This is a genomic window from Psychrobacter sp. H26, assembly GCF_059073035.1.
The window spans coordinates 1,289,012-1,311,751 of record NZ_JCACRW010000001.1 but is presented as its reverse complement, the minus strand read 5'-3'; the positions used below and the strand labels follow the sequence as shown (position 1 = coordinate 1,311,751).

The window sequence follows — 22,740 nt, the reverse complement described above, 5'->3', positions numbered from 1 at the left end:
ACTACTAAGCACATCGAGGATAATAATAGAGCGCGAGACCGACGTGTCAATAACAGCGTTCATCAACATAGCTAAGGAATACAGCATGGCACATTTACGTTTAGGTGATACCGCACCCAATTTTGACGCGGCAACCACAGAAGGTGATATTAATTTTCATGAGTGGGCAGGTGACAACTGGGTCGTTTTTTTCTCGCATCCAGCAGATTTTACGCCAGTATGTACCACTGAGCTTGGGCGTGCAGCCGCATTGAACGGCGAGTTTCAAAAGCGCAATGTGAAGCCGATTTGTATTTCTGTAGATAGTCTAGAAGATCATAAGTCTTGGGCAAGTGATATCGGTGAGACTCAAGGGACAGATATGAACTTCCCAATCATCGCTGACCCCAACAAGGAAGTCGCTGAATTATATGACATGATGCATCCTAATGCAGACAGTACGCATACAGTACGTAGTGTGTTTATCATCGATCCGAACAAGAAGGTGCGCCTAACGCTGACATATCCTGCGAGCTGTGGTCGTAACTTTGATGAAATCATCCGCGTTATTGATGCCCTGCAATTGTCTGATGAATACAATATCGCAACGCCAGTAGATTGGAAAGAAGGTGATGACGTGATCATTCCACCAAGCGTCAAGAACGAAGATATTGCTGCCAACTATCCAAAAGGTCATAAAGAAATCAAGCCGTACTTGCGTACGACACCTGCACCAAACAAATAATTAGCTTGGTTGCATAGATATGATTAAATAGAGCCTCATGACTCAATGTCGTGGGGCTTTTTATATTTTGACTCATGAGCAATAAGCCTTTGCCATGAGGGTCAGAGTAGGCTATAACTGTGGTATAAAGTATCAATAGATTGGTACTCAGTACTACCACGATCATAATAAAGCGTATTAACGCTAAGCTGTTGTTCAATCATTATTACAAGGAATTTACTATGAAAAAACTATACGTTACTCGTACCGCACCCAATCCGCGCAAAGCACTTATTTTATTAGCTTCAAAAGGTATTGATGTCGATGATATGGACGACATCGATGTGATTGATATTGATTTTGCTGCAAACGAGCAAATGTCAGAAGCCTTTACTCAAATGAATCCAATGCAGACCGTGCCTGTCTTAACACTAGATGATGGTACCGTGCTCAATGATTCACAGGCAGTTTGTGAGTATTTAGATCGCGTTTATGGTGAGCGTTCGGTCATGGGTAATGATGTGGTACAACGTGCCCAGGTTTGCTCTATGCGCCGTGTTGCTGAGTTTGAAGTGATGTACAACTTGATGCTGGCATTCCAGCACAGTCACCCGTCTAAAGCACAGCGTGTCGAACAGGTACCAGAGTTCGTCGCGCCATCAATTGCTCGAGCTATCAAGGCAATGGAGTATTTTGAGACAATATTAGAGGATCGTCAGTATCTAGTAGGCGAGCAACTGAGCTTTGCAGATATCGTGCTATATCTAAGCTTGGACTTCGGTAAAGTACTCAAGATTAATCCTAACGAACAAGGTGAAAACCTAGCACGCTTTTATCGAATGATGAATGAGCGTTTTAGTATTAAAAATATAGCCAAAACCAAGTCTGCATAGACTAATACTAAAGTACAGGTACACAGAAACTTATTAACCTGAGAACAAAATACATTTGAAATAACATTGAGGATAGCTGATATTTATCGGCTATCCTTTTTTTCGTAATACTTATGGCATCAAACAACAATAGGTTTAAATAATAATAAAAATCAACATTTCATTACATAAGGCAATATCCCTCAGTCTATAGTGGTCAATCTAAATTGATTATAATAATCTCATTCCACACGATCATTTAATAAAAGCCAGTATGAAAACCAGTCATAGAAAAAAGTGATACACGCTTACTACGAGGTATGAAATATGGTAGGTAGAGCAAGGAAACCAATAACGAGAGTATTTTTATTGCCTAGTGTGTTGGCAATAAGTTTAATGCTAAGTGCTTGTCAAAAAGAAACAGCAACTAGCGAAGAGAGTGCGTCAGATAGCACTGAAGTCAACGACGCATTGGATTCGGTAGCGAGCGAAAACCTGACGTCCAATGTGAGCTCTACATCAGACCCAGTCAGATCAACTATGTCTAATGCTGAAGCGCAGCTGATTGACACCTTATCTCGTCATCGTTGGACACTTGATAGTGTCACTGATGTGAGCCATCAATCTGTGACCGAGTTTGCAAATATCAACAGCCAAGTTACCCTAGTGTTCAATGAGCATCAAGGACAGAACACGCTCAGTTATAGTGTTGGTTGCAATACAATTAGTGCCGCCTACCAACTACAAGGATATACTCTAATCATCGATGAAGGTATGAGCACCAAAATGTCTTGTGACGAACTCGATAGCGCCGAAAACACTTTGAGTACACTGATGCTAGGTAACAGTGAGTTAAAGGTAACTCAGAGCGACAGTCCAGTATTGACGCAGTTTACCAGTGATAATGCTACCTTGGTCTGGAGCGGTAGACTCACCCCTCAAGCGAAATACAACAGCAAGGGTGAGGCAGTGTTTTGGGCAGTAAATGCCAAAAAAGTAGACTGTGAAATGAATAATGATAAACAGTGTCTACAAATTAAGCCGGTCACCTACGATAACCAAGGCATAAAAACTCACGAAGGAAAGTGGAGAACGTTTGCTGGAGAGATTGATGGCTACCATCACGATGGCACGCACGAGGAGGTACTGCGCTTACAGCGTTATCAGCTAGGTACCAGTGAGCTACTAATGAACGACGAGCCACTAGAGAGTGACACGAATGATGACGCCTATGCTTATGTGTTAGACGCTGTTATCGAAAGCTCAGTTGCAGAATAACTCAATACAATGTAACCCATTAACCCATCTGAACATTTCAAAACAAATAGGCATTTTAAATGTCGAAAGTGATTAGATATCGAAAGTTACTAGATATCGAAAGTTAGGATGAATATAGGCAATAAAAGAACGCGTCCAATGGCGCATGTCTTTATTGCCTATCTTATGCTTGAGTATCTATTTGTGTCAGTGTTTAATGACTTTAACAGCACTTATCTTAACAGCACTTATCTGTTCTAACGTAAGTTACCCAAGTCTTCTTCGGTTAGACGCCAGCGCCCTTTTTTCTTGGAGCCACCACGGCCTCTCATAGAGCTATTTGATAGTATCTTATTCATAGAGTGACTTGAATGCGCATGACAAATAGCGCAGGCAAGACCGTCAGCAGCATCTTGTTGTGGTACCACCTCTAACTTCAGTATTCGGCAAACCATCTCTTGTACTTGCTCTTTTGCCGCCGCACCATAGCCACATACCGATTGTTTGATCTGCCGAGCAGTATATTCTGATACCTCTAGATCCAGTGCGACCATCGCTGCAATCGCGGCACCTCGGGCTTGTCCCAGTTTGAGCGCAGAATCAGGGTTTTCTGCCATAAATACCTGTTCGATAGCCGTATAAATGGGTTCATCTGCATATTTCAAATGATGCTGTGTGATACGAGTCAATCCATTAAAAATACGTTTGAGACGCTCAGGCATCTCTTTAGTATCTGTGCGAATCGTACCTGCATCGATATAGGTAAGTTTATCACCCGTTTGCTGGACTATCCCATAACCAGTCATACGTGACCCTGGATCGATTCCAATAATAATTGCCATAGTATTCCGTCTTGCTTACATTTTGTTTTATGGCTTAAAAATGAGCCGTAAGTTTGATAGTATAGCAACCAATCCCCATATACATCATATGTTAGCCATTTTAATTTACATGGCACTCAATTTATTGGTTTTTATTTTATAGGACGACACTTTATGGGTCAGATAGTTGGTATAGCCATCGTTTGGTTTATTATCGAGATGCTACTGTGGTATTTGCTTGCTCAATTTATGAGCGGCTGGTGGGTGTTCATGTGGTTCATTGTTGCAGCGGTTATCGGTATTTCTCTTGTGCGTAAAGGTATGGCTTCTCTAAACCCAATGGCCCAGCAAATGAAAGCGGGTGGCATGATGAACCCTGCAATGCGTCCGCCAGAGTCTACGATGATCAAAAGTATTGCTATGGCAGCAGCGGGTATCTTATTGCTGATTCCAGGCGTATTAAGCGATTTGCTTGCGCTACTGGTTGTACTACCACCTGTACAAAAGAAGCTTAAAGATGTGGCTAATAACTATGTCATGAATAATCAGCAAAAAATGATGGAAATGATGGCAAAGCAGATGGGTGGTCAAATGGGCGGCGGACAAAACCCATTTGGCGGTATGGGTGGTCAAAACCCATTCGGTGGAGCAGGTGGTATGAACAATCAAAATCCATTTGGTCAGCAACAGCAAAACCCATTTGGTGATGTGTTCAAACAACATACAACGGTTGATGGCACTGCCAAAAACGTTCCTAAAGATGTGAAAAAAATCACTAAGTCTGCTAATGATGAGTGATTATTAGAGATTAATGAGTCAAACATAAGACATAAAAAAGCCCCTTTCGTCATTAACGAAAGGGGCTTTTTGGTGGCAGCAAAAACATCTAATATAAACGATGCATTTACAGACCGAATGAAACAACCGAAGTGCCGCTGTAAGATGGTGACCCATGAACCGTGAAGTTCAGGGCGGATGCGTCATCATCTCTGCAGGTTTCCTGATACACCGCAAGCGGTGCAGGCATACACAATGAGACAATAGGTACCACATCCTGGTAAAGCATTATCGGCTCAGGGAATAAACATCTACTAGCCAACACTTCAGAATAGATTCATCTTAACTAATGAAATGAGTGATTGCAAGTGTGATTTACAGATTGATACTCAGTAGCGTTGATTACATGACTGGTATAGGTTTGCTTACAAATACGGTGGTATAAAAACGATACAAAACCGTTCATTTATTACTAAAAAATTGTCAGTTTTTCAGCTATTTTAAGATATGTGTTAATATAGTGAGCTTTCAAGACCTTAACACAGCATGATAGGCGTTCATTCACTCGAGGAGCGGTAATATATGACCAATACCCAGCAAGCATCAGAATCTATTGATGACAATCAGGCGCAGCTTAACAGTAAGCAAGACGGCGTACCGAATAAAAAAACGCCGCATGTTTTAATGATATTAGACGGCTTTGGTCATCGCGAAGACGATAAAGATAATGCCATTGCTGCGGCCAATATGCCAAATTTGGATAAAATATATCAACAGTATCCTCATGGGCTTATCTCTGCTTCAGGAGAAGATGTAGGCTTGCCAGATGGACAATTTGGTAATTCAGAAGTTGGCCATATGAATCTGGGTGCGGGTCGTGTGCTTTATCAGGACTCAACTCGTATCTCAAATGAACTTGCCAATCGTGAGTTTTACAAAAACGAAGCGCTCGTTAATGCAGTTAAAGTCGCCAATGAGCGCGGTGGTAATGTACATATTATGGGTTTGCTTTCTGATGGCGGTGTTCACTCTCATCAGGATCATATCGAAGGCATGTGCCATTCGGCACTGGTTCACGGCGCCAAAAATGTCTTTATTCATTGCTTTTTAGATGGCCGTGATACGCCGCCTAAGTCGGCTGATAAGTACATCAATCGCTTGCGTGACTATATCAACAAGCTCAATGCCCATTATGAAGGCGGGCATGTACAGATTGCTAGCATCATCGGTCGCTACTATGCAATGGACCGCGACAATCGCTGGGATCGAGTACAAAAAGCATATGAGCTAATCACAGAAGGCAAAGCTGAGCGTCTATCAACAAGAGCAGATGGTGCTGTTCAAGCTGCTTACAAAGCGCGCGAGACTGACGAGTTTATCAGCCCCACCACAGTAATTGGACGCGACGAAGTGCCTTATACGGTTGAAGACAATGATGCACTAATCTTTATGAATTTCCGTGCTGACCGTGCTCGTGAGCTTGCACAAGCGTTTGTACTGCCAGATCATGAGTTTTCTGGATTTGCTCGTCAAAAACAACCGAAACTTTCGGCATTTGTGATGCTAACAAAGTACTCAGATATTTTGGCCAATAATGCAAAAACCAGCATTGCCTACTATCCAACGTCTCTGGCCAACACATTGGGAGAGTACTTACAAGATCAAGAAAAAACGCAGCTACGTATCGCAGAAACTGAGAAATACGCGCACGTAACGTTTTTCTTTAGTGGTGGTCGTGAAGAAGAGTACGAGGGTGAGACCCGTATCTTAGTACCGTCTCCCGATGTCGCGACTTATGATCTAAAGCCTGAGATGAGCGCGCCTGAAGTCACCGATAAGTTGGTAGAAGCGATTGAATCTGGCAAATATGATGTGCTGGTCGTCAATTACGCCAATGGTGATATGGTTGGGCACACTGGTATCTTCGATGCTGCGGTAAAAGCAGTAGAGGCACTAGATGTGTGTGTTGGTCGTATTGAGTCAGCAGTGCGTGCCGCTGGTGGCGATATGCTTATCACTGCTGATCATGGTAACTGTGAGCAAATGCAAGACTACGAGAGTGGTCAAGTGCATACTCAGCATACGACAGAGCATGTACCGCTAATCTACGTAGGCACGCAAAAGCTACAGGTACGTCGTGGTGGTAAGCTCAGTGATGTGGCGCCAACTATCTTGGCACTAATGAATGTCGATGCACCCGCTGAGATGACTGGTGAGAGTCTATTGGTTTCAGCATCGTAAATCGGTTGTTTCAAGTTATCTGTACATCAGATAACCTGTAAAAAAGGGCTCATTAGATTAATAATATAAACTAGAAAAGGGAAAGATATTTATTATCTTTCCCTTTTTTTATGACATGTTTTGCCCTATGATTTGCAAAACTGCTCTAGTCCGAGAGAGGCTTTTGGTGTTAACTTATACGGTAATACATAACAATAATTTTATACATTCTATTATTTAAATGAGTTTCTTATGCCTCCTATTTCTCTTATGCGTTCATCTTTGTCCAAACAATTGGGAAAAAAGGCGCTTAGATCATTAATCGCAAACAGTAATCTCAAGCCTAGACTTCTCAATTCTGTAGATCCTAAACGCTTATTAGCACTGGGTTTGCTAGGGTGGTATGTTGCCAGTACGAGTGCGCAAGCAGCAGTGCCAACTGATGCATCTACCGATAGTCCTACAGCGAGTCTACAACTGATCAGTTTAAATGCAGATGCTGTAATAACTGAAGATGATATTGATATGTTAGCCGCTGCTGATGAGTCAGATGATTCTATAGATAGTGTCCCAGACGAGAGTGCGTTAATGGATGATGCCGATAGCATTGACACAAGCATTCCACCAGAGGTCCAGCAAGTATCATTAAATGCGATTTCTCCTGAGACGCTAAAAACCTTTGTGTCTGTCGTAGATTTGGTACGTCGTCAGTACATCGATGCGGTTAATGATGAGGAGCTATTCAACAACGCGATGAGCGGTATGTTAACCAAGCTTGATAGCCATGCTGAGTTTTTGGATGCTGAAGCCTACGAAAACTTACGTGCTTTTACAGAGGGTGACGTCGGCGATATTGGTATCAAAGTCACCTATCAAGCAGATGCAGGATATTGGGTTGTGACAGACGTTATCGATGACTCACCTGCAGACAAGAAAGGAATTGCCGTTGGTGATTACCTGCACCAAATTGATGAATTCAAGCTTGATGAGAATAGGAAAAGCAACGATATTGATCAGCTGCTGACAGGCATTGCGGGTACACAAGTAGATATCATTACGTCTAAGGCGGGTCGCCGCAAGCACACCACAACGTTACAGCGCAATAATAGTCACCCCCAAGTTATTCAAACAAAACTCGTTGATGGTATGGCGGTTATTAAACTGCCTGCCTTCCAAAACAACAGTCGCGAAAAACTGTTGGAGGGTTTGATTGATTTGGATGCGCCTATCTCAGGAGTGTTATTGGATATGCGTGACAATCCAGGTGGGGTACTCACATCAGCAGTGAGCGTTGCCAGTTTATTTATGAGTGATACTGATGTCGTACAAGTACAGGCACGCCAATACCAATCACGCGTACTACCGACACAAGGAAATGCGTTACTTAAGCCTTTACCGATGGTTGTGCTACAAAACCGCTACTCCGCATCCGCAGCGGAGGTATTAGCCAGTAGCTTACAGGCGCAAAAACGGGCGACTATCGTCGGTGAAGTAAGCTATGGCAAAGGATCTGTGCAATCTGTTATACCGCTCAACGATGAGCAAGCAGTGAAGCTCACAGTAGCTAACTATATGACAGCATCAGGCAGGCAAATAGACGGCATCGGGGTCGAGCCTGATATTGCGCTATCAGGCAATGAGAGTACATGGGAGCAGCAGGCACTAGGCGTGTTAAAAGCCCGTGCGCTTGATTCTGGCATTCGTTTTGTTCGGAAGGCTACGGTACAGTAGTCCTTCGGCTGTTGGCTAGTAGCTGAAAATTTGGCTGGGACTTAACAACATTTCATAATACATCGTGTCATTTAAAATATAACAGTTCAGTGCTGAGATAAACTACTCGGATTGCTCTTCTGCTATCTCTAGCTTTTTCATGCGATAACGCAATGAGCGAAAAGTGGTTCCTAATAGTTCGGCTGCTTGAGTTTTGTTCCAACCAGTTTGTTTGAGTGCTGTGATAATTAGCTGTCTTTCTTGTTCTTGTAGATAATGCTCTAAGCCTTGAGGAGGCAACTGTCCATCGAGGGGTTCTTGAGTACTTGTGATATTGCTGTTGGTATTGTCTGACTGGATAGTATGAGTGAGCGATACTGTTTTATCCGTATCCGCTTGCTCATCCGTATCCGTTTGAGTGGTTGATGCTGCTGCTTGGCTAGGTGTTGACTGTATCACCGATGGATAATGCTGAATATTAGTACGATAAGGATGTAGATTCGTTGTTTCTTGCTTGGTCTGTACAGCGGTTACCCCATTGCTAGGCTGCAAGGTCTGCTCATGATTTTCTGCTACTTGAGATATTGATTGAGTAGCTGGTTGCGGTTTGCTTAGCTCGTTTACATGTTTATGAACGCTTTGACTATCGTTCTGGTTGGTGTTTTCGCCATCAGACTGTGTATCTTCAAGATTTTGCTCAAGGTCAGGAAGCCCCAAGTGATGGGTGTCAATCTCTGAGGTCTCAGCAAGGGTCACTGCACGCTCAAGTAAGTTGCGAAGCTCGCGAACGTTACCAGCAAAATCGTGACGTTGCAGACGCGCGCAAGCATCACGCGTCAACGATGGCGGGGTGTCTAGTTGCCATTCTTCAGAGATTAGTGCCAAAAAATGTTCTGCCAAGACAGGGATGTCATCACGGCGAGCATTAAGCGTTGGTAGCTTGAGCTCAATCACATTGATACGATAGTATAAATCTTGTCGAAACGTGCCATCTGTCACCAACTGACTCAAATCTTTGTGAGTGGCGGATAGTATACGGATATCAACAGGGACTTCTTTGGTATCACCAATGGCTCTGACCGTTTTCTCTTGAATAGCCCGTAATAGCTTTACTTGCATGGCTAATGGTAAGTCTGCCACCTCATCTAAGAATAATGTGCCACCATTTGCCTGCTGGAACAGTCCCTGTTTATCGGCAACCGCTCCTGTAAAGCTGCCTTTTTTGTGGCCAAAAAACTCTGATTCCATCAGCTCAGAAGGAATAGCTCCGCAGTTCACCGGTACAAAGCTACCATCACGTCGCGGGCTTAAGTCATGAATCAGTCTAGCAACAACTTCTTTACCTGTACCCGACGCACCAGACAAAAATACGGGCGCCTGTGACCGTGCCAACTTTAAAATAGTATTTTTTAGAGGGTGCATCACAGCAGAGTTGCCAATCAGTCTAGTGTCTAATAGTTTTTGTTCAGGCGAGCACTCAGGTGTGGTTTGTGCTTCGTTATCTTGATGAATAACTTTCAGGGCATTTTCGACCAACTGACGTAGACGTGGCAGCTCAAGTGGCTTATTCACAAAATCAAAAGCACCGATTTTCAATGCTTCAATCGCTAGATCCATACTGCCATGAGCGGTAATCACTGCGATAGGAGTGTTGGAGCTATTGCTAACTTCTTTTACCAACTCTAATCCTGAGCCGTCAGGAAGCTTTAAATCAGTCAGACAAAAATCATAATCATTGTCCTGCCAGTAGGATCTTGCTTGCGCCAACGTATAAGCAACATCACTTTTGATGCCCATCTTGGTTAAAGTGATTTGCATTAATCGGCATAGATCCACTTCATCATCAACGACCAGCGCTTTTGTTGTCATACATTATCTCATTGTGTTTAATGGCTATAAAATATTAATAGCTAGGGCCAGATAGGGTAGCGCTTTTTGTAAAAGAGTATGTCAATCATACCTGGCTTCTATAATGATCAATATTGACTACTCAAGAATTACAAATAAACAAGGTTTTGATCTAAAGCGATGCTAATAGAGGTTTTATTCAACAGCTTGAAAATTATGATCAGAGTCAATAGCGGGTATAATTAAACGAAAGCATGTTTTTTCGTGTTCAGAAATATATAGCAAGCGTGCCTGATTGGCCTCACAAAAAGCTTGTGACAAATACAACCCTAGACCAGTCCCTGTTTTGTCTGTTGTAAAAAATGGGTTAAACAAATGTTTTAGATCTTCATTGCTTACACCATTACCGTCATCTAATACATCGATTATAACATCGTTGTCGGCGTAGTAAATTTCAATTTCCACATAAGCATGAGGGTGGCTATAGCTACTATAACGTAAGCCATTATTGATCAAGTTTATCAATATTTGCTCTAATTGATGAGGATCAAATTGGATAGTAGGTTGTGTTTTTACCCGTAGAAAAATGTCGTGTCCTTTGAAGTAGTTTTCTAAAAATGCGGGCATCCATTCAGCCAATACAATTGATTGCTGAGAAGCGGCTTGTTGGCGCGACAGTTTTAAAATATCTTCGATGATACGGTTCACCCGTTTCGTTTGTGAAAATATCATTTTATAGAGCTCATGATTGCCCGCCATATCCACATTTGGTGCACTGGCCAATAGACTTTCATCTGTCTCAAACTCAGTAAAATCTTCCATTAAGAGCTGGCTGGCTTGTGAGATAGCAGCGAGAGGATTTCTGATCTCATGTGCGATACTGGCTGTCAGCTGACCCAATGATGCCAGTTTCAATTGCTGTGCGCTGGCTTGTTCACGGCGTAAGTCTTCTAAAATAATTAATTTACTGTCATCTTTTAGTGGAGTGATTTGTACACGCAGCTTACCAAATATCGAAGCATTGGCTACCTCAGGCACATCATAAGTAAACGTACGCGATTGTCCTGTAGCCACTGATAAGCAGGCTTTGAGTAGCTGAGTATGTTGTCTGCTCAGTTGCTGTTCAAAGTTGGACAAAACGGCATGGCTACGGTCATCTCCTGTAGCCGTCAAGGTCTTATGTGCTTGTATTGAAGAGCTCTGTGCAATGCTGAGCAATTGGTGAGCTGCCAGGTTCGCAAGGACAATATGCTGTCTGTCGATGACGATAACCCCGTTGACCATTTGCGTGATGACTTCTTGATTGATCACATTGAGTCGTTCGACTTCTTTGGCATGGGTTGCAGCTACTTTTTCAAGTTGCACCAAACGCTGAGAGATGGACCAACTCAAACCGCCCACTGCCAAAAAGCTGGCTGACATCAGTAACGCATCACCCAAGTTAGCTAAGCTCATACTATTGGCAATGGCATAGAAAAACTGTTGGTAAATGACAAAAATAATAGCCAGTAGGGTAATGACTAGGGCTTGAGAGCCGTGGAGTAGCATGAAACTGGCGGCAACGACGACCATATATAGCATGGTCAGCTGTAAATCAGGCTCCCCTGCGGTATAGAGCAATAGACTCAATATAATAACGTCGAGCACCAGACCAAATGCGAGTTGCCGACGCATTTGCTTGTTCACCACATAAAACAGGCCCAGCAAAATCAAACTCAGCATCACATAAAAACTCAATGCGGTTTGCTGCAAGAAGCTGGGGAGAGAGTCGTTGTTATCAGCTCGAGCAGCGATATATAGCATCAGCATAGAAAATATGCTGACGATAAAACGATAACTGCTATAAATGATGCCCAATCTACGCAATTGCGGCAAAGGAATCGTATCATCTTGATGGATGTAGCGTGTGATGGCAGAGACGAGTCTGGTAGCAGGTTTCATAAATTGACCATTACAAAAAAGAGGTGCTGAGCAGCTTAGGGTTGAATCAAACCATGGCGAATGGCAAGGTGGGTCAATTTCACATCACTATCAACCCCGACTTTTTCATAGATACGGTAGCGATACGTGTTGATGGTTTTGACACTGACAAATAATTGATCAGCAATTTGCTGAGGGCTTTGGCAATTGACGACCATCATGGCGACTTGTTTTTCTCTATCACTTAATAACTCAAAAGGTGAAGTGGCATTATCAGACAACAAAACATCGGCCAATTGCTCAGCAACATCTTGACTGAAATAACGACCTCCTTGATAGATTTTTTTGACAGCGCGTATCATCTCGTCAAGCGGAGTCCCTTTAGTGATATAGCCATTTACGCCAGCTTTTATCAACATGGAAGGATAAGGCTGGGCTGACATGCTACTCACTGCCAAAATCTTAATACCCATATCGAGCTGAATCAGGCGTTTGGTGGCTTCAAGCCCGCCGATATTTGGCATATTGACATCTAGCAATACCACATCAGGACGTAGCTGCTTGGCCTGTTTTATCGCCATATCTCCGCTGTCTGCTTCACCCACTACTTCGATATCGGGGCTGTCTGATAACATGCGACTAATACCCATCCGCACCAAATCATGATCATCCACCACCAATACTTTAATCATAACCATACTCTTTGTTGTTTGTCAGAATGAATTTTTTATAAGAATGAGATCGTAGGAAAAACGAAACTGTTGTGAGGTATATTTTGTTTCCGAATATAAAAAACACTGATAGTGCACCACGCAAATATCAGTATTTAGTCCGTTTGAAAACTATCAGTTAATATAGAAAGGTATCAAGAATCATAGCATTCTAAGTTAAGTTATATTTCTATATTGTGAATCAATGTTTCCACAATATAAACTGGTTGTGTCAAAGTTTGAATGGAGTCAAAAAAAACCACTAAATCAGTTTGATAGATTAAACTTAAATGTAAACCATGATACACTAAAAATACAAAAGCTCTATGTGAGTACTTACAAACACATCTACAAACGCTACGTACGTTTTTGGCGTCAGACAGTATGTAACTGGCGTGATAGCGACAGCAGGAGGCATAATGAAGCAACTACCATTAACCAAACAGCAATTGATCGCTGCTATGATTTCATTGAGTTTGGGCAGTGTTGCACAAGCCGCACTTACAATTAATGGTAGCACTGAGACAACCTCTAGTGCCCGTATGAGTTGGGGCGGTGCTGACAGCCTATCTGAAGCACGCAACATTATGTATAAGTCTAACAGCTCAGCCATCAAAAAAGTCGATAATGGTTATGGTACGACCAATATCACAAACACCAATAGCTTTGCGAGCAGTAGCAACACCAATGGCGCTCGTTACAATACAACTTACCGCGGTGCATTTGGTAGCAGCAACATGATCCCAATCAGCACTGACTCGCGCAGTGTTGCAGTAATTGATGCCGAAACTGGCGAATCTATCTACGAAAAAGATGCAGATATTGCGCGCCCTATGGCCAGTATTACAAAAGTAATGACGGCTATGGTAGTGCTGGATGCTGGTCTCGATATGCGTGAAGAGATCACACTTGATCCAGAGGATTTTGTTGGTCCTAAGCGTGCAAGCTCACGTCTAAAATCAGGTGACCGCATGAACCGTGCAGAGCTACTGCTGATGTCTTTGATGAAATCTGAGAACCCAGCGGCAAAAAGCTTAGCGCGTAATTATCCAGGTGGCTACAGTTCTTTTATGCGTGCAATGAACCGAAAAGCACAAGATTTGGGTATGAGCACGGCATTTTTTGGGGATCCAACTGGACTTGATAAACGTAATGTTGCTTCCTCAAATGATTTGGTAAAAATGGTACGTGCAGCTGGCAACTACGATGTCATTCGTCGTTTTTCTACTACTAAGAGCTATGACTTCTTTGTCTCGAACTACTCAAGCGGTAATCGCACTTACAGTGCCAACAATACCAGCAGTTTAGTTCGTGCAGGTGATTATCCAATCGGGATCTCAAAAACAGGTTTTATCAATGAAGCTGGGCGCTGCGTTGTAATGGAAACACGTGTTAATAATCGTCCAGCGATTATCGTTATCTTAGGGGCAAACAGCTCAGCGACACGTTGGGGAGATGCCAAAAACATCCTAAATAGCTTAGCAACACGCCGTACGGTATAAAACGTTTATTTTGAATACATAAAGGGCTGTTATTTTACATAACGGCCTTTTTATTGTGTTTAAGAATAATAAATCAAGGATGTTTACTATGAGTCAATCGCCACAATCTCAATCTATTGCGCCACCGAAGCTCTACTTGCTGACCAATGATGATGAGTTTGGTCTATTGTACCAAAAGCTAGAAGCAGCGCTATCGACAGGTTTGATTGGGCTATTACAGATTCGCCGCAAGCAGATCATGAGCTTACCAAATGGTGATGCGATGCTCTATGAGGAAGCGAAGCAAATTGTCGAGTTGGCTAACATATATGAGGTTCCAGTCGTCATTAATGATGACATTGAACTGGCAGTAAAGCTTGGCGTCGGTGTGCATCTGGGTCAAACAGATGGAAAGGTTAGTGATGCCTTGCAAGTTCTAGCACCATCCCAAATCATTGGACGTACCTGCCACGGTGATATAGAACTCATCAAAGAAGCGAAAAAGAACGGAGCAAGCTATGCGGCAATGGGTGCGGTATTTGCTTCTACCACTAAGCCAAATGCGAATATTGTCTCACGTCAGCAACTAATTGAAGGGTGTCAACAGGACATACCGATATGTGTCATAGGTGGATTGACTGCAGAAAATATTTCAGAGCTGGCGGATATACCTATTGCTCTTATAGCAGTAGTGAACGATATCATGGGATTGCCAGTAGATAAAGTTGCTGAGCGTTGCTATGAGTGGCAGCAGGCACTTTCTAAATAGAAAATACCCGCCTAAAGGGAAAACACTTACTTGATAACATTTTTTGAAAGAACTGATAAAAAAGCTGAATAACTATTCGGCATGTTCCATACATAAAGTGGCGTAGGGCAGTGCTTCTAATCGTTGTTCTTCGATTTGCTCTCCGCACACTTCACATTCGCCATAAGTACCGTTTTCGATACGACTCAATGCATTGTCAACGTAAATGAGACTTTGACGTGCTTCGCCCATTAGGTTCTTGCGCATATCGTTCTGGCGATATGAGATGGCTTGATCCTCCCAGTGCTCATTGAGATCATCTTGTGGGTTTTGGATATGGTCTTCAATTTTGTCGATTCGAGACTCGTATTCGTCCTTTAATTTTAATAGATTCTGTTTTGCAGTGTCTAAATCAATACTCATAATGTGCTCCTAAGGGGTTATTGTTATTGTCAACGCTCCTATCATAAAGACCCTGACTGCTGAGTACCACCACGAAATGTTACTGTTTATTGAATCGACTCAACGCTAGTAAATATAGTCGTTTCGTTGAAATAGACGTCTAAAAATAATAGCTCGCTATATCAACATTACGCAGGTTTTTGTAGCGATGCTTGCGAGCCTATGAGAGAAAACTGGTAGAATATATCGCCGCTGATTTCTACCTGCTTATCCAGTCCAACAAAACACATGGATAAACAGCCTGAGCGTTGAGCGATAAAGACATAAATAACAAGTATGCAAATCGATAATCCAAATCGTTGAGTGCATATAATGGCTTATAGATAGACAAGGCTATTGGTCTTATTAATAATGATAGCAGTCGTAAATTAACAAATATGTTGATACATAGGAGCAGGTAATGAATTTTTTGCGTATGAGTGAGCTGAACTTAACGGACAAAGTAGTACTGATCCGAGAGGATTTAAACGTCCCTATCAAAGACGGTAAGGTTACGAGTGATGCCCGCTTACAAGCAAGTTTACCCACTATCGAGATGGCGTTAGAGAAGGGCGCTGCTGTGATTGTATGCTCACACCTAGGACGTCCAACAGAAGGCAACCCTGAGACCATCTACTCATTGGCACCAGTTGCTGACTATTTGACAGACAAGCTGGGCTCGAAAATATCGACGCCAGTACGCCTTAATAGTGACTACCTGACGCAAGGTACCGCAGCAAAACCTGGCGAAGTTGTACTACTAGAAAACGTACGCTTCAACAATGGTGAAAAGAAAAACGATACGACTCTAGCCAAGCAGTACGCTGATTTATGCGATGTTTTTGTCATGGATGCCTTTGGTACCGCACACCGTGCACAGGCGTCAACAGAAGGGGTTACGCAAGCGATGCGTCAAGCAGGTAAAAGCGTGTGCGCAGGGCCTTTGCTGGCAGCTGAATTAGATGCCTTAAGCCTAGCGCTTGAAACGCCAGCACAACCGATGCTTGCTATTGTTGGCGGATCAAAAGTGTCTACTAAATTAGAAGTACTACATAGCCTAGCTGAAGTGTGTTCACAAATTATTGTTGGTGGCGGTATTGCCAATACTTTCTTGGCCGCACAAGGGCATAGTGTTGGCGCTTCGCTATATGAGGCAGATTTGCTCGATACTGCGCGTGATATTATGTCCAAAACTGAGATCTTACTACCGGAATATGTCGTTGTTGCCGATAAAGGCGATATCGATTTTGCTGATTTTACAGGTTCTTTACAGAAAGCTGCAGCAACCATCAAGTCTGTTGATGCAATCGGCGAAAATGACATGATATTGGATATCGCGCCACAAAGCGCAGAGCAGCTTGCTGATGCCATTATTAATGCAAAGACAATCTTGTGGAATGGTCCGGTAGGTGTTTTTGAAGTTGATGCTTTTGGTCAAGGCACACAAATACTGGCAACTGCCGTAAGAGACAGCGATGGTTTCTCTATAGCTGGTGGCGGTGATACATTGGCGGCTATTGACAAGTACCAAGTTGCTGATGGTGTCAGTTATATGTCCACAGGTGGCGGCGCGTTTTTAGAGTTTGTCGAAGGGAAGGTACTCCCGGCAGTTGCAGCGCTGCAAACTGACGCCTAAGAAGTTAACGTTACTCAGCAGTTTAGTAACATTAGACGTACAACTAATAATAGGTATCTAAGGTAGTCTGTGAAAATAATATTTTGACTGTTGTTTTTCTTATTTTTATTTACATGAGTGAGAACGGTAGTCATTCATTATCAAGCGGTAATTATTTGTTTATATACTGAAAATTATTATTGCATGTCTCATTCGCACTCTATAAAATAGCGCGACCATGTATCTTGACATGCATTATTTACGAGAGGTTTATTATGTTAAAACGTCATTTGTTACTTGCTAGCGTACTTGCTGGTACTTTTGCAGTTACTGCATGTAGCCAACAAACTGAAGAAAACACTGAAGCTGCTGTTGAGTCAGCTGGTGATGATGCTGCAATGAATGCTGAAGCTGCTGAAGCTGAAACAGACGCTGCTGCTGCCGAAGCCGAAGCTGCTGCACAAAACGCTGGTGATGAAGTTGCTGAAGGCGCTGAAACTGCGGGTGCTGCTGCAACAGACGCTCTAGAAAACACTGGTGATGCTATCGCTGAAGGTACTAACACAGCGGTCGAAAACACTGCTGAAGCTGTTGCTGATGGCGCTAACGCTGTTGCTGACGGTGCTAACGATGTTGCAGTTGATGCAGAACAGCAGTACTAAGCAAAGTAATAAGTACTTTGATGACTGTTTGGATATTATCAGTAACTGATAGATCATCCTTTTAATTAGTCATTGCTTTATAAGCCTCGAAATACTAGAAAAGCCTTGGTGATTGCCAAGGCTTTTTGCGTTGTGCGCTATTAGGATAATGGATAGCGTGACTCAACATATTTGATTTGGTATATGTCACTCAATCTATGCCACCAAGCCTATATGACTCAGAACAAGTATGATAGAAGTGGTTGGCGCAGATGCACTAATCAGACTGACAAATAGTCAGGTAACCGCTACGAAGACAGGACAATTTTTGCTATAATCACCGCGTGATGACCACGCCCAAAATTATTTAGGGTTTTATCATTCTGCATGTCGTCTTATAGGCAGTAGAGTGGTCGTCATTTCTAACATACTATTCAAAATCCAATCAGAGAGCGTCTTATGGCCCTAATATCCTTACGTCAACTTCTAGATCATGCCGCTGAACACAGCTATGGTGTTCCTGCTTTTAACGTTAATAACTTAGAGCAGATGCGTGCAATCATGATGGCTGCGGATGCTTGTGATTCACCTGTCATCGTTCAAGCCAGTGCAGGCGCACGTAACTATGCAGGGTCGGCATTTTTGCGTCATTTGATCATTGCTGCTATCGAAGAGTGGCCACATATCCCGGTGGTAATGCATCAAGACCACGGTATGTCACCAGCTATCTGCCAACGCTCAATTCAGCTTGGCTTCTCATCAGTCATGATGGATGGCTCGCTTGGTGAAGACGGCAAGACGCCAATGGATTATGATTACAATGCGAGCGTCACTCGCGAAGTTGTCAAGATGGCTCATGCATGTGGTGTCTCTGTAGAAGGCGAGATTGGTTGTTTAGGTAGTCTAGAAACTGGTATGGCTGGCGAAGAAGATGGCTCTGGCGCAGAAGGCGTGCTAGATCACGAACAGCTATTGACTAGTGCGGACGAAGCTGAGCAATTTGTAAAAGACACTAATGTTGATGCGCTAGCGATTGCTATCGGTACCAGCCATGGTGCTTACAAATTCACACGTCCACCAACAGGCGACATCTTGTCGATTGAGCGTGTAAAAGAGATTCATGCCCGCATTCCTAACACCCATCTTGTTATGCATGGCTCTTCATCAGTGCCACAAGAGTGGCTAAAAGTCATCAACGAAAATGGCGGCGATATCGGCGAAACTTATGGTGTGCCTGTGGAGCAGATCGTAGAAGCAATCAAGCATGGTGTGCGCAAAGTCAATATCGATACTGATTTACGTCTGGCATCAACCGGTGCTATCCGTGAATTCCTTGCAAAAAACCCAAGTGAATTTGATCCACGTAAATACTTCAAAGCCTCTATGGTTGCGATGTCAGACATCTGTACCAATCGTTTTGAAGCATTTGGTTCAGCAGGTCAAGCGCACAAAATCCGTCCAACCAGTCTTGAAGGCATGGTTGGTTTTTACCAGTAGTATACTATACTGGTAAAAGGTAGTCGCGAATAACGAGATGGTAGCTGATGTCTTTTTTATAATAGCCCACATAAAAGGTAGTAAGTGATGATTGGATTGATTTCGGGACAGGTGCAGTACTTAATGGCGCCGACGGCTTGTATCATGACAACCTCTGGTGTGGGTTATGATATCGAGTTGCCATTGCCGTCATTTTGTCAGTTACAACTCAATGAGCAGGCAAGTATTTGGACGCACTTTCATGTCCGTGAAGATGCGCAACTGCTTTATGGTTTTATTGACCGCAAAGAACGTGATGTTTTTCGTCAACTGATCAAGATCAATGGCGTTGGGGCAAAAATGGCATTGGCAATGCTCTCTGCAATGTCAGCAGCTGAACTTAAAATGCATGTCGAGCAAGAGTCGGAGACGGCCTTGACTCGTATACCAGGTATCGGCAAAAAAACAGCTCAGCGCTTATTAATTGAACTAAAAGATAAGCTAAAAAATATCGAAGTTGATAATGGTGCGTTTAAATTGACGCCTCAAGAAACGACGGTTTCTCACGAAGGCAGTATCATCGCTGAGGTAGAGGGTGCGCTGATCAGTCTAGGGTACAAAGAAAAAGAAGCGCAATTAGCGATAAAAGCAGCCAAGAGTAAAGGGGATGGTTTCTCTGATACTCAAGGTTTGCTAAAAGCTACACTACAGCAACTGTCTGGCTTTTGAGTAATACCAGCTATCAATATAGCATCATCAAGTAGTAAACAAATAAGCGACATTGAGTGTCGCTTATTTTCGTTTTGGCACCTGTTTAATGATGTTTTGCATGACTTATGCGCAGCGTTTGGTTATGCTATTTATTAACTAATATTTCTAATATAACGATAAATTCTATGATGCAAGATCGCCTAATTAATCCATTAGAAGGTGCCAGTGATGCACCCGATGCCAACATCCGGCCAGCACTATTGGCTGAGTATATTGGTCAGCCAGTGGTACGTGAACAGATGGAAGTGTTTATCGGTGCTGCTCGTGGCCGTAACGAAGCGTTGGATCATACGCTTATATTTGGTCCGCCAGGGTTGGGTAAGACGACCCTTGCCAACATCATTGCCCGTGAGATGGGGGGCAATCTACGCTCTACCTCAGGACCTGTGCTCGAACGTCCAGGTGATCTTGCAGCCATGCTGACCAATTTAGAGGAAGGTGATGTGCTGTTCATCGATGAGATTCATAGATTGAGCTCGGTCATCGAGGAGATACTATATCCAGCAATGGAGGATTTCCAGCTGGATATTATGATTGGTGAGGGGCCTGCTGCGCGCTCTATTAAGCTTGATTTACCGCCATTCACATTGGTGGCAGCAACGACGAGAGCTGGGCTGTTAACGTCACCGCTACGTGATCGTTTTGGTATTGTACAGCGTCTTGAATTTTATAATATTGCTGATCTCACAACGATTGTCAGTCGAGCAGCACGTCTGATGCGTGTACCGATGAGTGAAGATGGGGCGATTGAGATTGCTCGCCGTGCTCGTGGTACGCCGCGGATTGCCAATCGTTTGCTACGCCGAGTGCGTGATTATGCTGAGGTAAAAGGTGATGGCAGCATTAATGGCACGATTGCGGGTAGTGCGCTAGATATGTTGGCAGTAGATAGACGCGGTCTTGATCATCTGGATAGACGTTATATCGAGATTTTACATGAGCGTTTTGATGGCGGTCCTGCTGGGGTCGAAGCAGTAGCAGCGGCAATGGCTGAAGATCGTGGGACGCTGGAGGACGTGATTGAGCCTTACCTGATTCAGCAAGGGTATGTACTGCGTACTGCTCGCGGACGGGTACTGACACAGATGGCGATTGATCAAATGCTATAAATATCGAAATAGAAAAGCGCCTACTTTTAATCGAAAGTAGGCGCTTTTTTTTGGTTGTCGCTTTGATTTCAGTATCGGCTGTGATTTTTACAATAATTTTAAAACATGGGCAAAGCTTCAGGCCATATTTTTCCTGGGTTTAAAATATTTTTAGGATCGAGCGCTGACTTGATAGCTTGCATCAGCATTAGACCGCTGCCATGCTCTTGTTGCATGTATTTTTGTTTACCTTGTCCAATACCATGCTCCCCTGTACAAGTGCCATCCATCTCAATAGCCCGTGTGGCTAGGCGCCCGATAATGCCCTCAGCGGTGGCGACTTCATCAGGATTGCCTGTATCGACTAACAATAAGACATGAAAGTTGCCATCACCAACATGACCGACAATAGGTCCAATCATACCAGCGTCTTCAATATCTTTTGCGGTGGCACTCACGCATTCTGCAAGTCGTGAAATAGGCACGCAGGCATCGGTGGATAACGCACTGGCCTCAGGTCGTAGCGCGGAGCTGGCATGATATGCATTATGTCTTGCCTGCCAGAGACGTTTACGCTCAGCTTCGTTCGTATCCCAAGAAAAATCACGGCCGCCAAATTCTGCGATAATATCACTAAATAGTTGAGCCTGTTCAGCAACGCCTGCTTCTGTACCATGAAACTCGACAAACAGTGTTGGCGTCTCAGTAAGGTTGAGATTGTCATATTGATTACATGCTCTGATTTGCATCGCATCTAGTAGCTCGATACGCGCAATAGGTAAGCACATCTGGATAGTTAGCATCACTGCCTTACAGGCATCTTCAATGGTCGAAAAATGACAAATACCGCTACCGTTACACTCGCTAATACCAAACAGCTTGAGCGTGATCTCGGTGACAATCCCCAGTGTTCCTTCCGACCCAATCATTAATCGCGTCAGGTCATAGCCTGCAGCAGATTTTTTGGCTCGCGTACCTGTGCGTACGATATCTCCGTTCGCCGTTACTACTTCAAGCGCGAGTACCACATCTTTCATAGTGCCATAACGCACTGCATTGGTACCTGAGGCGCGAGTGGCGACCATACCACCAAGACTGGCATTGGCACCGGGATCTATCGGAAAAAACAGCCCTGTATCACGTAAGTAGTGATTTAACTGCTCACGCGTCACGCCAGGTTGCACTGTTACAGTCAAATCTTCATTATGAACCTGCAAGATAGCATCCATGGCATGCATATCGATGCATAAACCGCCATGGGGTGCATTCAGCTGACCCTCTAACGATGAGCCAATACCAAAAGCGATCACGGGCATCTCATACTGATGACAAATCTCGACCGCTGCTGCAACTTCTTGCTTATCTTGCACCGTTAGTACGGCATCTGGCGGCTGATTGACCAGCCACGTCATCGTATGGCCATGCTGCTCACGCACTGTTGAATTCACACTCAATTGTTTGCCAAAACGTTCCTGCAGTGCTGCAATAGCCAAGCTATGGTCTGGTTTGAGAGTGCTATGAGTCTGTGACAATGCTAGTGATGACATGATGGATCCTATAAATAATGCGACTATTCAGCCTTAAATTAACATAATCGATATTTATTTAATATCGCTAATAACAGGCATTTGTTCTATTATA

General features: G+C 43.4%; 19 protein-coding genes and 1 other RNA gene. 13 read left to right on the top strand and 7 right to left on the bottom strand.

The annotated features are described in order from the left end of the window. Positions 1–85: 85 nt before the first annotated feature. The 3 genes from AC5JPT_RS05375 to AC5JPT_RS05365 all read left to right on the top strand — a co-directional run bounded on the left by AC5JPT_RS05375 (position 86) and on the right by AC5JPT_RS05365 (position 2,853). Entirely contained in the window at positions 86–724 is a 639-nt protein-coding gene (locus AC5JPT_RS05375) for a peroxiredoxin (protein ID WP_443526107.1), read from the top strand. A gap of 221 nt (positions 725–945) precedes the next feature. Further along, entirely contained in the window at positions 946–1,596 is a 651-nt protein-coding gene (locus AC5JPT_RS05370) for a glutathione S-transferase family protein (RefSeq protein WP_493857376.1), read from the top strand. A 375-nt stretch (positions 1,597–1,971) separates the two neighbouring features. Beyond that, positions 1,972–2,853 carry an META domain-containing protein gene (locus AC5JPT_RS05365; protein ID WP_493857375.1) on the top strand — a complete coding sequence of 294 codons (882 nt, stop codon included), beginning with the start codon at positions 1,972–1,974 and terminating at the stop codon, positions 2,851–2,853. A 236-nt stretch (positions 2,854–3,089) separates the two neighbouring features. Here the strand turns inward: AC5JPT_RS05365 and ruvC are convergent, their stop codons facing one another. Next, positions 3,090–3,674, bottom strand: a complete 585-nt coding sequence (gene ruvC / locus AC5JPT_RS05360; RefSeq protein WP_443526110.1) for a crossover junction endodeoxyribonuclease RuvC — start codon at positions 3,672–3,674, stop codon at positions 3,090–3,092. Between the two features lie 153 nt (positions 3,675–3,827). Here ruvC and AC5JPT_RS05355 point away from each other — a divergent pair, with 153 nt between their 5' ends. Continuing rightward, a complete protein-coding gene (locus AC5JPT_RS05355) occupies positions 3,828–4,451 on the top strand; it encodes an FxsA family protein (RefSeq protein WP_443526112.1) in 624 nt (207 codons plus the stop codon). A 119-nt stretch (positions 4,452–4,570) separates the two neighbouring features. On the opposite strand, the gene ssrS is transcribed toward AC5JPT_RS05355, so the two are convergent. Next, a non-coding RNA gene (ssrS, locus tag AC5JPT_RS05350) (6S RNA) lies at positions 4,571–4,766 on the bottom strand. A 246-nt stretch (positions 4,767–5,012) separates the two neighbouring features. Between ssrS and gpmI the strand changes: the two genes are divergently transcribed. Continuing rightward, positions 5,013–6,671 (top strand): 2,3-bisphosphoglycerate-independent phosphoglycerate mutase, encoded by a 1,659-nt coding sequence (gene gpmI, locus AC5JPT_RS05345; protein ID WP_493857374.1) that lies wholly within the window; start codon positions 5,013–5,015, stop codon positions 6,669–6,671. A gap of 231 nt (positions 6,672–6,902) precedes the next feature. After that, positions 6,903–8,381, top strand: coding sequence for a S41 family peptidase (locus AC5JPT_RS05340; protein WP_493857373.1), 1,479 nt, complete (start codon positions 6,903–6,905; stop codon positions 8,379–8,381). A 102-nt stretch (positions 8,382–8,483) separates the two neighbouring features. On the opposite strand, the gene AC5JPT_RS05335 is transcribed toward AC5JPT_RS05340, so the two are convergent. From AC5JPT_RS05335 to AC5JPT_RS05325, 3 genes are all read right to left on the bottom strand, one after another. After that, a complete protein-coding gene (locus AC5JPT_RS05335) occupies positions 8,484–10,229 on the bottom strand; it encodes a sigma 54-interacting transcriptional regulator (protein ID WP_493857372.1) in 1,746 nt (581 codons plus the stop codon). A gap of 174 nt (positions 10,230–10,403) precedes the next feature. Next, a complete protein-coding gene (locus tag AC5JPT_RS05330) occupies positions 10,404–12,149 on the bottom strand; it encodes a sensor histidine kinase (protein ID WP_493857371.1) in 1,746 nt (581 codons plus the stop codon). Between the two features lie 35 nt (positions 12,150–12,184). Further along, the gene (locus tag AC5JPT_RS05325; protein WP_319050626.1) at positions 12,185–12,820 is read right to left on the bottom strand and encodes a response regulator; all 636 of its coding nucleotides are present in this window, start codon (positions 12,818–12,820) and stop codon (positions 12,185–12,187) included. A gap of 437 nt (positions 12,821–13,257) precedes the next feature. Here AC5JPT_RS05325 and AC5JPT_RS05320 point away from each other — a divergent pair, with 437 nt between their 5' ends. Continuing rightward, on the top strand, positions 13,258–14,340 hold the full coding sequence (locus tag AC5JPT_RS05320) for a serine hydrolase (RefSeq protein ID WP_493842825.1): 1,083 nt from the start codon (positions 13,258–13,260) through the stop codon (positions 14,338–14,340). 88 nt (positions 14,341–14,428) lie between these two features. After that, positions 14,429–15,088 carry a thiamine phosphate synthase gene (locus AC5JPT_RS05315; RefSeq protein ID WP_493857370.1) on the top strand — a complete coding sequence of 220 codons (660 nt, stop codon included), beginning with the start codon at positions 14,429–14,431 and terminating at the stop codon, positions 15,086–15,088. A gap of 72 nt (positions 15,089–15,160) precedes the next feature. Here the strand turns inward: AC5JPT_RS05315 and AC5JPT_RS05310 are convergent, their stop codons facing one another. Beyond that, the gene (locus tag AC5JPT_RS05310; protein ID WP_493857369.1) at positions 15,161–15,490 is read right to left on the bottom strand and encodes a TraR/DksA family transcriptional regulator; all 330 of its coding nucleotides are present in this window, start codon (positions 15,488–15,490) and stop codon (positions 15,161–15,163) included. Positions 15,491–15,929: 439 nt separating this feature from the next. Here AC5JPT_RS05310 and AC5JPT_RS05305 point away from each other — a divergent pair, with 439 nt between their 5' ends. The 5 genes from AC5JPT_RS05305 to ruvB all read left to right on the top strand — a co-directional run bounded on the left by AC5JPT_RS05305 (position 15,930) and on the right by ruvB (position 21,120). Then, on the top strand, positions 15,930–17,144 hold the full coding sequence (locus AC5JPT_RS05305) for a phosphoglycerate kinase (RefSeq protein ID WP_493857368.1): 1,215 nt from the start codon (positions 15,930–15,932) through the stop codon (positions 17,142–17,144). A gap of 254 nt (positions 17,145–17,398) precedes the next feature. Then, positions 17,399–17,785, top strand: a complete 387-nt coding sequence (locus AC5JPT_RS05300; protein ID WP_443526127.1) for a hypothetical protein — start codon at positions 17,399–17,401, stop codon at positions 17,783–17,785. A gap of 438 nt (positions 17,786–18,223) precedes the next feature. After that, on the top strand, positions 18,224–19,261 hold the full coding sequence (fba, locus tag AC5JPT_RS05295) for a class II fructose-bisphosphate aldolase (RefSeq protein WP_443526129.1): 1,038 nt from the start codon (positions 18,224–18,226) through the stop codon (positions 19,259–19,261). 87 nt (positions 19,262–19,348) lie between these two features. Beyond that, a complete protein-coding gene (gene ruvA, locus AC5JPT_RS05290; RefSeq protein WP_493857367.1) occupies positions 19,349–19,969 on the top strand; it encodes a Holliday junction branch migration protein RuvA in 621 nt (206 codons plus the stop codon). 170 nt (positions 19,970–20,139) lie between these two features. After that, positions 20,140–21,120 carry a Holliday junction branch migration DNA helicase RuvB gene (ruvB, locus tag AC5JPT_RS05285; protein WP_493858432.1) on the top strand — a complete coding sequence of 327 codons (981 nt, stop codon included), beginning with the start codon at positions 20,140–20,142 and terminating at the stop codon, positions 21,118–21,120. Positions 21,121–21,218: 98 nt separating this feature from the next. Here the strand turns inward: ruvB and AC5JPT_RS05280 are convergent, their stop codons facing one another. Beyond that, positions 21,219–22,646: an FAD-binding oxidoreductase gene (locus tag AC5JPT_RS05280; RefSeq protein WP_493857366.1), complete on the bottom strand. Its 1,428-nt coding sequence runs from the start codon at positions 22,644–22,646 to the stop codon at positions 21,219–21,221. Positions 22,647–22,740: the final 94 nt, after the last annotated feature.

Excerpts from the sequence above, each read along its gene's own strand:
- AC5JPT_RS05355 (WP_443526112.1), top strand. The coding sequence starts at position 3,828 with ATGGGTCAGATAGTTGGTATAGCCATCGTTTGGTTTATTATCGAGATG.
- AC5JPT_RS05280 (WP_493857366.1), bottom strand. The coding sequence starts at position 22,646 with ATGTCATCACTAGCATTGTCACAGACTCATAGCACTCTCAAACCAGAC.
- AC5JPT_RS05315 (WP_493857370.1), top strand. The coding sequence starts at position 14,429 with ATGAGTCAATCGCCACAATCTCAATCTATTGCGCCACCGAAGCTCTAC.
- ruvB (WP_493858432.1), top strand. The coding sequence starts at position 20,140 with ATGCAAGATCGCCTAATTAATCCATTAGAAGGTGCCAGTGATGCACCC.
- AC5JPT_RS05365 (WP_493857375.1), top strand. The coding sequence starts at position 1,972 with ATGCTAAGTGCTTGTCAAAAAGAAACAGCAACTAGCGAAGAGAGTGCG.
- AC5JPT_RS05325 (WP_319050626.1), bottom strand. The coding sequence starts at position 12,820 with ATGATTAAAGTATTGGTGGTGGATGATCATGATTTGGTGCGGATGGGT.
- fba (WP_443526129.1), top strand. The coding sequence starts at position 18,224 with ATGGCCCTAATATCCTTACGTCAACTTCTAGATCATGCCGCTGAACAC.
- AC5JPT_RS05375 (WP_443526107.1), top strand. The coding sequence starts at position 86 with ATGGCACATTTACGTTTAGGTGATACCGCACCCAATTTTGACGCGGCA.
- gpmI (WP_493857374.1), top strand. The coding sequence starts at position 5,013 with ATGACCAATACCCAGCAAGCATCAGAATCTATTGATGACAATCAGGCG.
- AC5JPT_RS05370 (WP_493857376.1), top strand. The coding sequence starts at position 946 with ATGAAAAAACTATACGTTACTCGTACCGCACCCAATCCGCGCAAAGCA.
- AC5JPT_RS05305 (WP_493857368.1), top strand. The coding sequence starts at position 15,930 with ATGAATTTTTTGCGTATGAGTGAGCTGAACTTAACGGACAAAGTAGTA.
- ruvA (WP_493857367.1), top strand. The coding sequence starts at position 19,349 with ATGATTGGATTGATTTCGGGACAGGTGCAGTACTTAATGGCGCCGACG.
- ruvC (WP_443526110.1), bottom strand. The coding sequence starts at position 3,674 with ATGGCAATTATTATTGGAATCGATCCAGGGTCACGTATGACTGGTTAT.
- AC5JPT_RS05330 (WP_493857371.1), bottom strand. The coding sequence starts at position 12,149 with ATGAAACCTGCTACCAGACTCGTCTCTGCCATCACACGCTACATCCAT.
- AC5JPT_RS05335 (WP_493857372.1), bottom strand. The coding sequence starts at position 10,229 with ATGACAACAAAAGCGCTGGTCGTTGATGATGAAGTGGATCTATGCCGA.
- AC5JPT_RS05340 (WP_493857373.1), top strand. The coding sequence starts at position 6,903 with ATGCCTCCTATTTCTCTTATGCGTTCATCTTTGTCCAAACAATTGGGA.
- AC5JPT_RS05310 (WP_493857369.1), bottom strand. The coding sequence starts at position 15,490 with ATGAGTATTGATTTAGACACTGCAAAACAGAATCTATTAAAATTAAAG.
- AC5JPT_RS05320 (WP_493842825.1), top strand. The coding sequence starts at position 13,258 with ATGAAGCAACTACCATTAACCAAACAGCAATTGATCGCTGCTATGATT.
- AC5JPT_RS05300 (WP_443526127.1), top strand. The coding sequence starts at position 17,399 with ATGTTAAAACGTCATTTGTTACTTGCTAGCGTACTTGCTGGTACTTTT.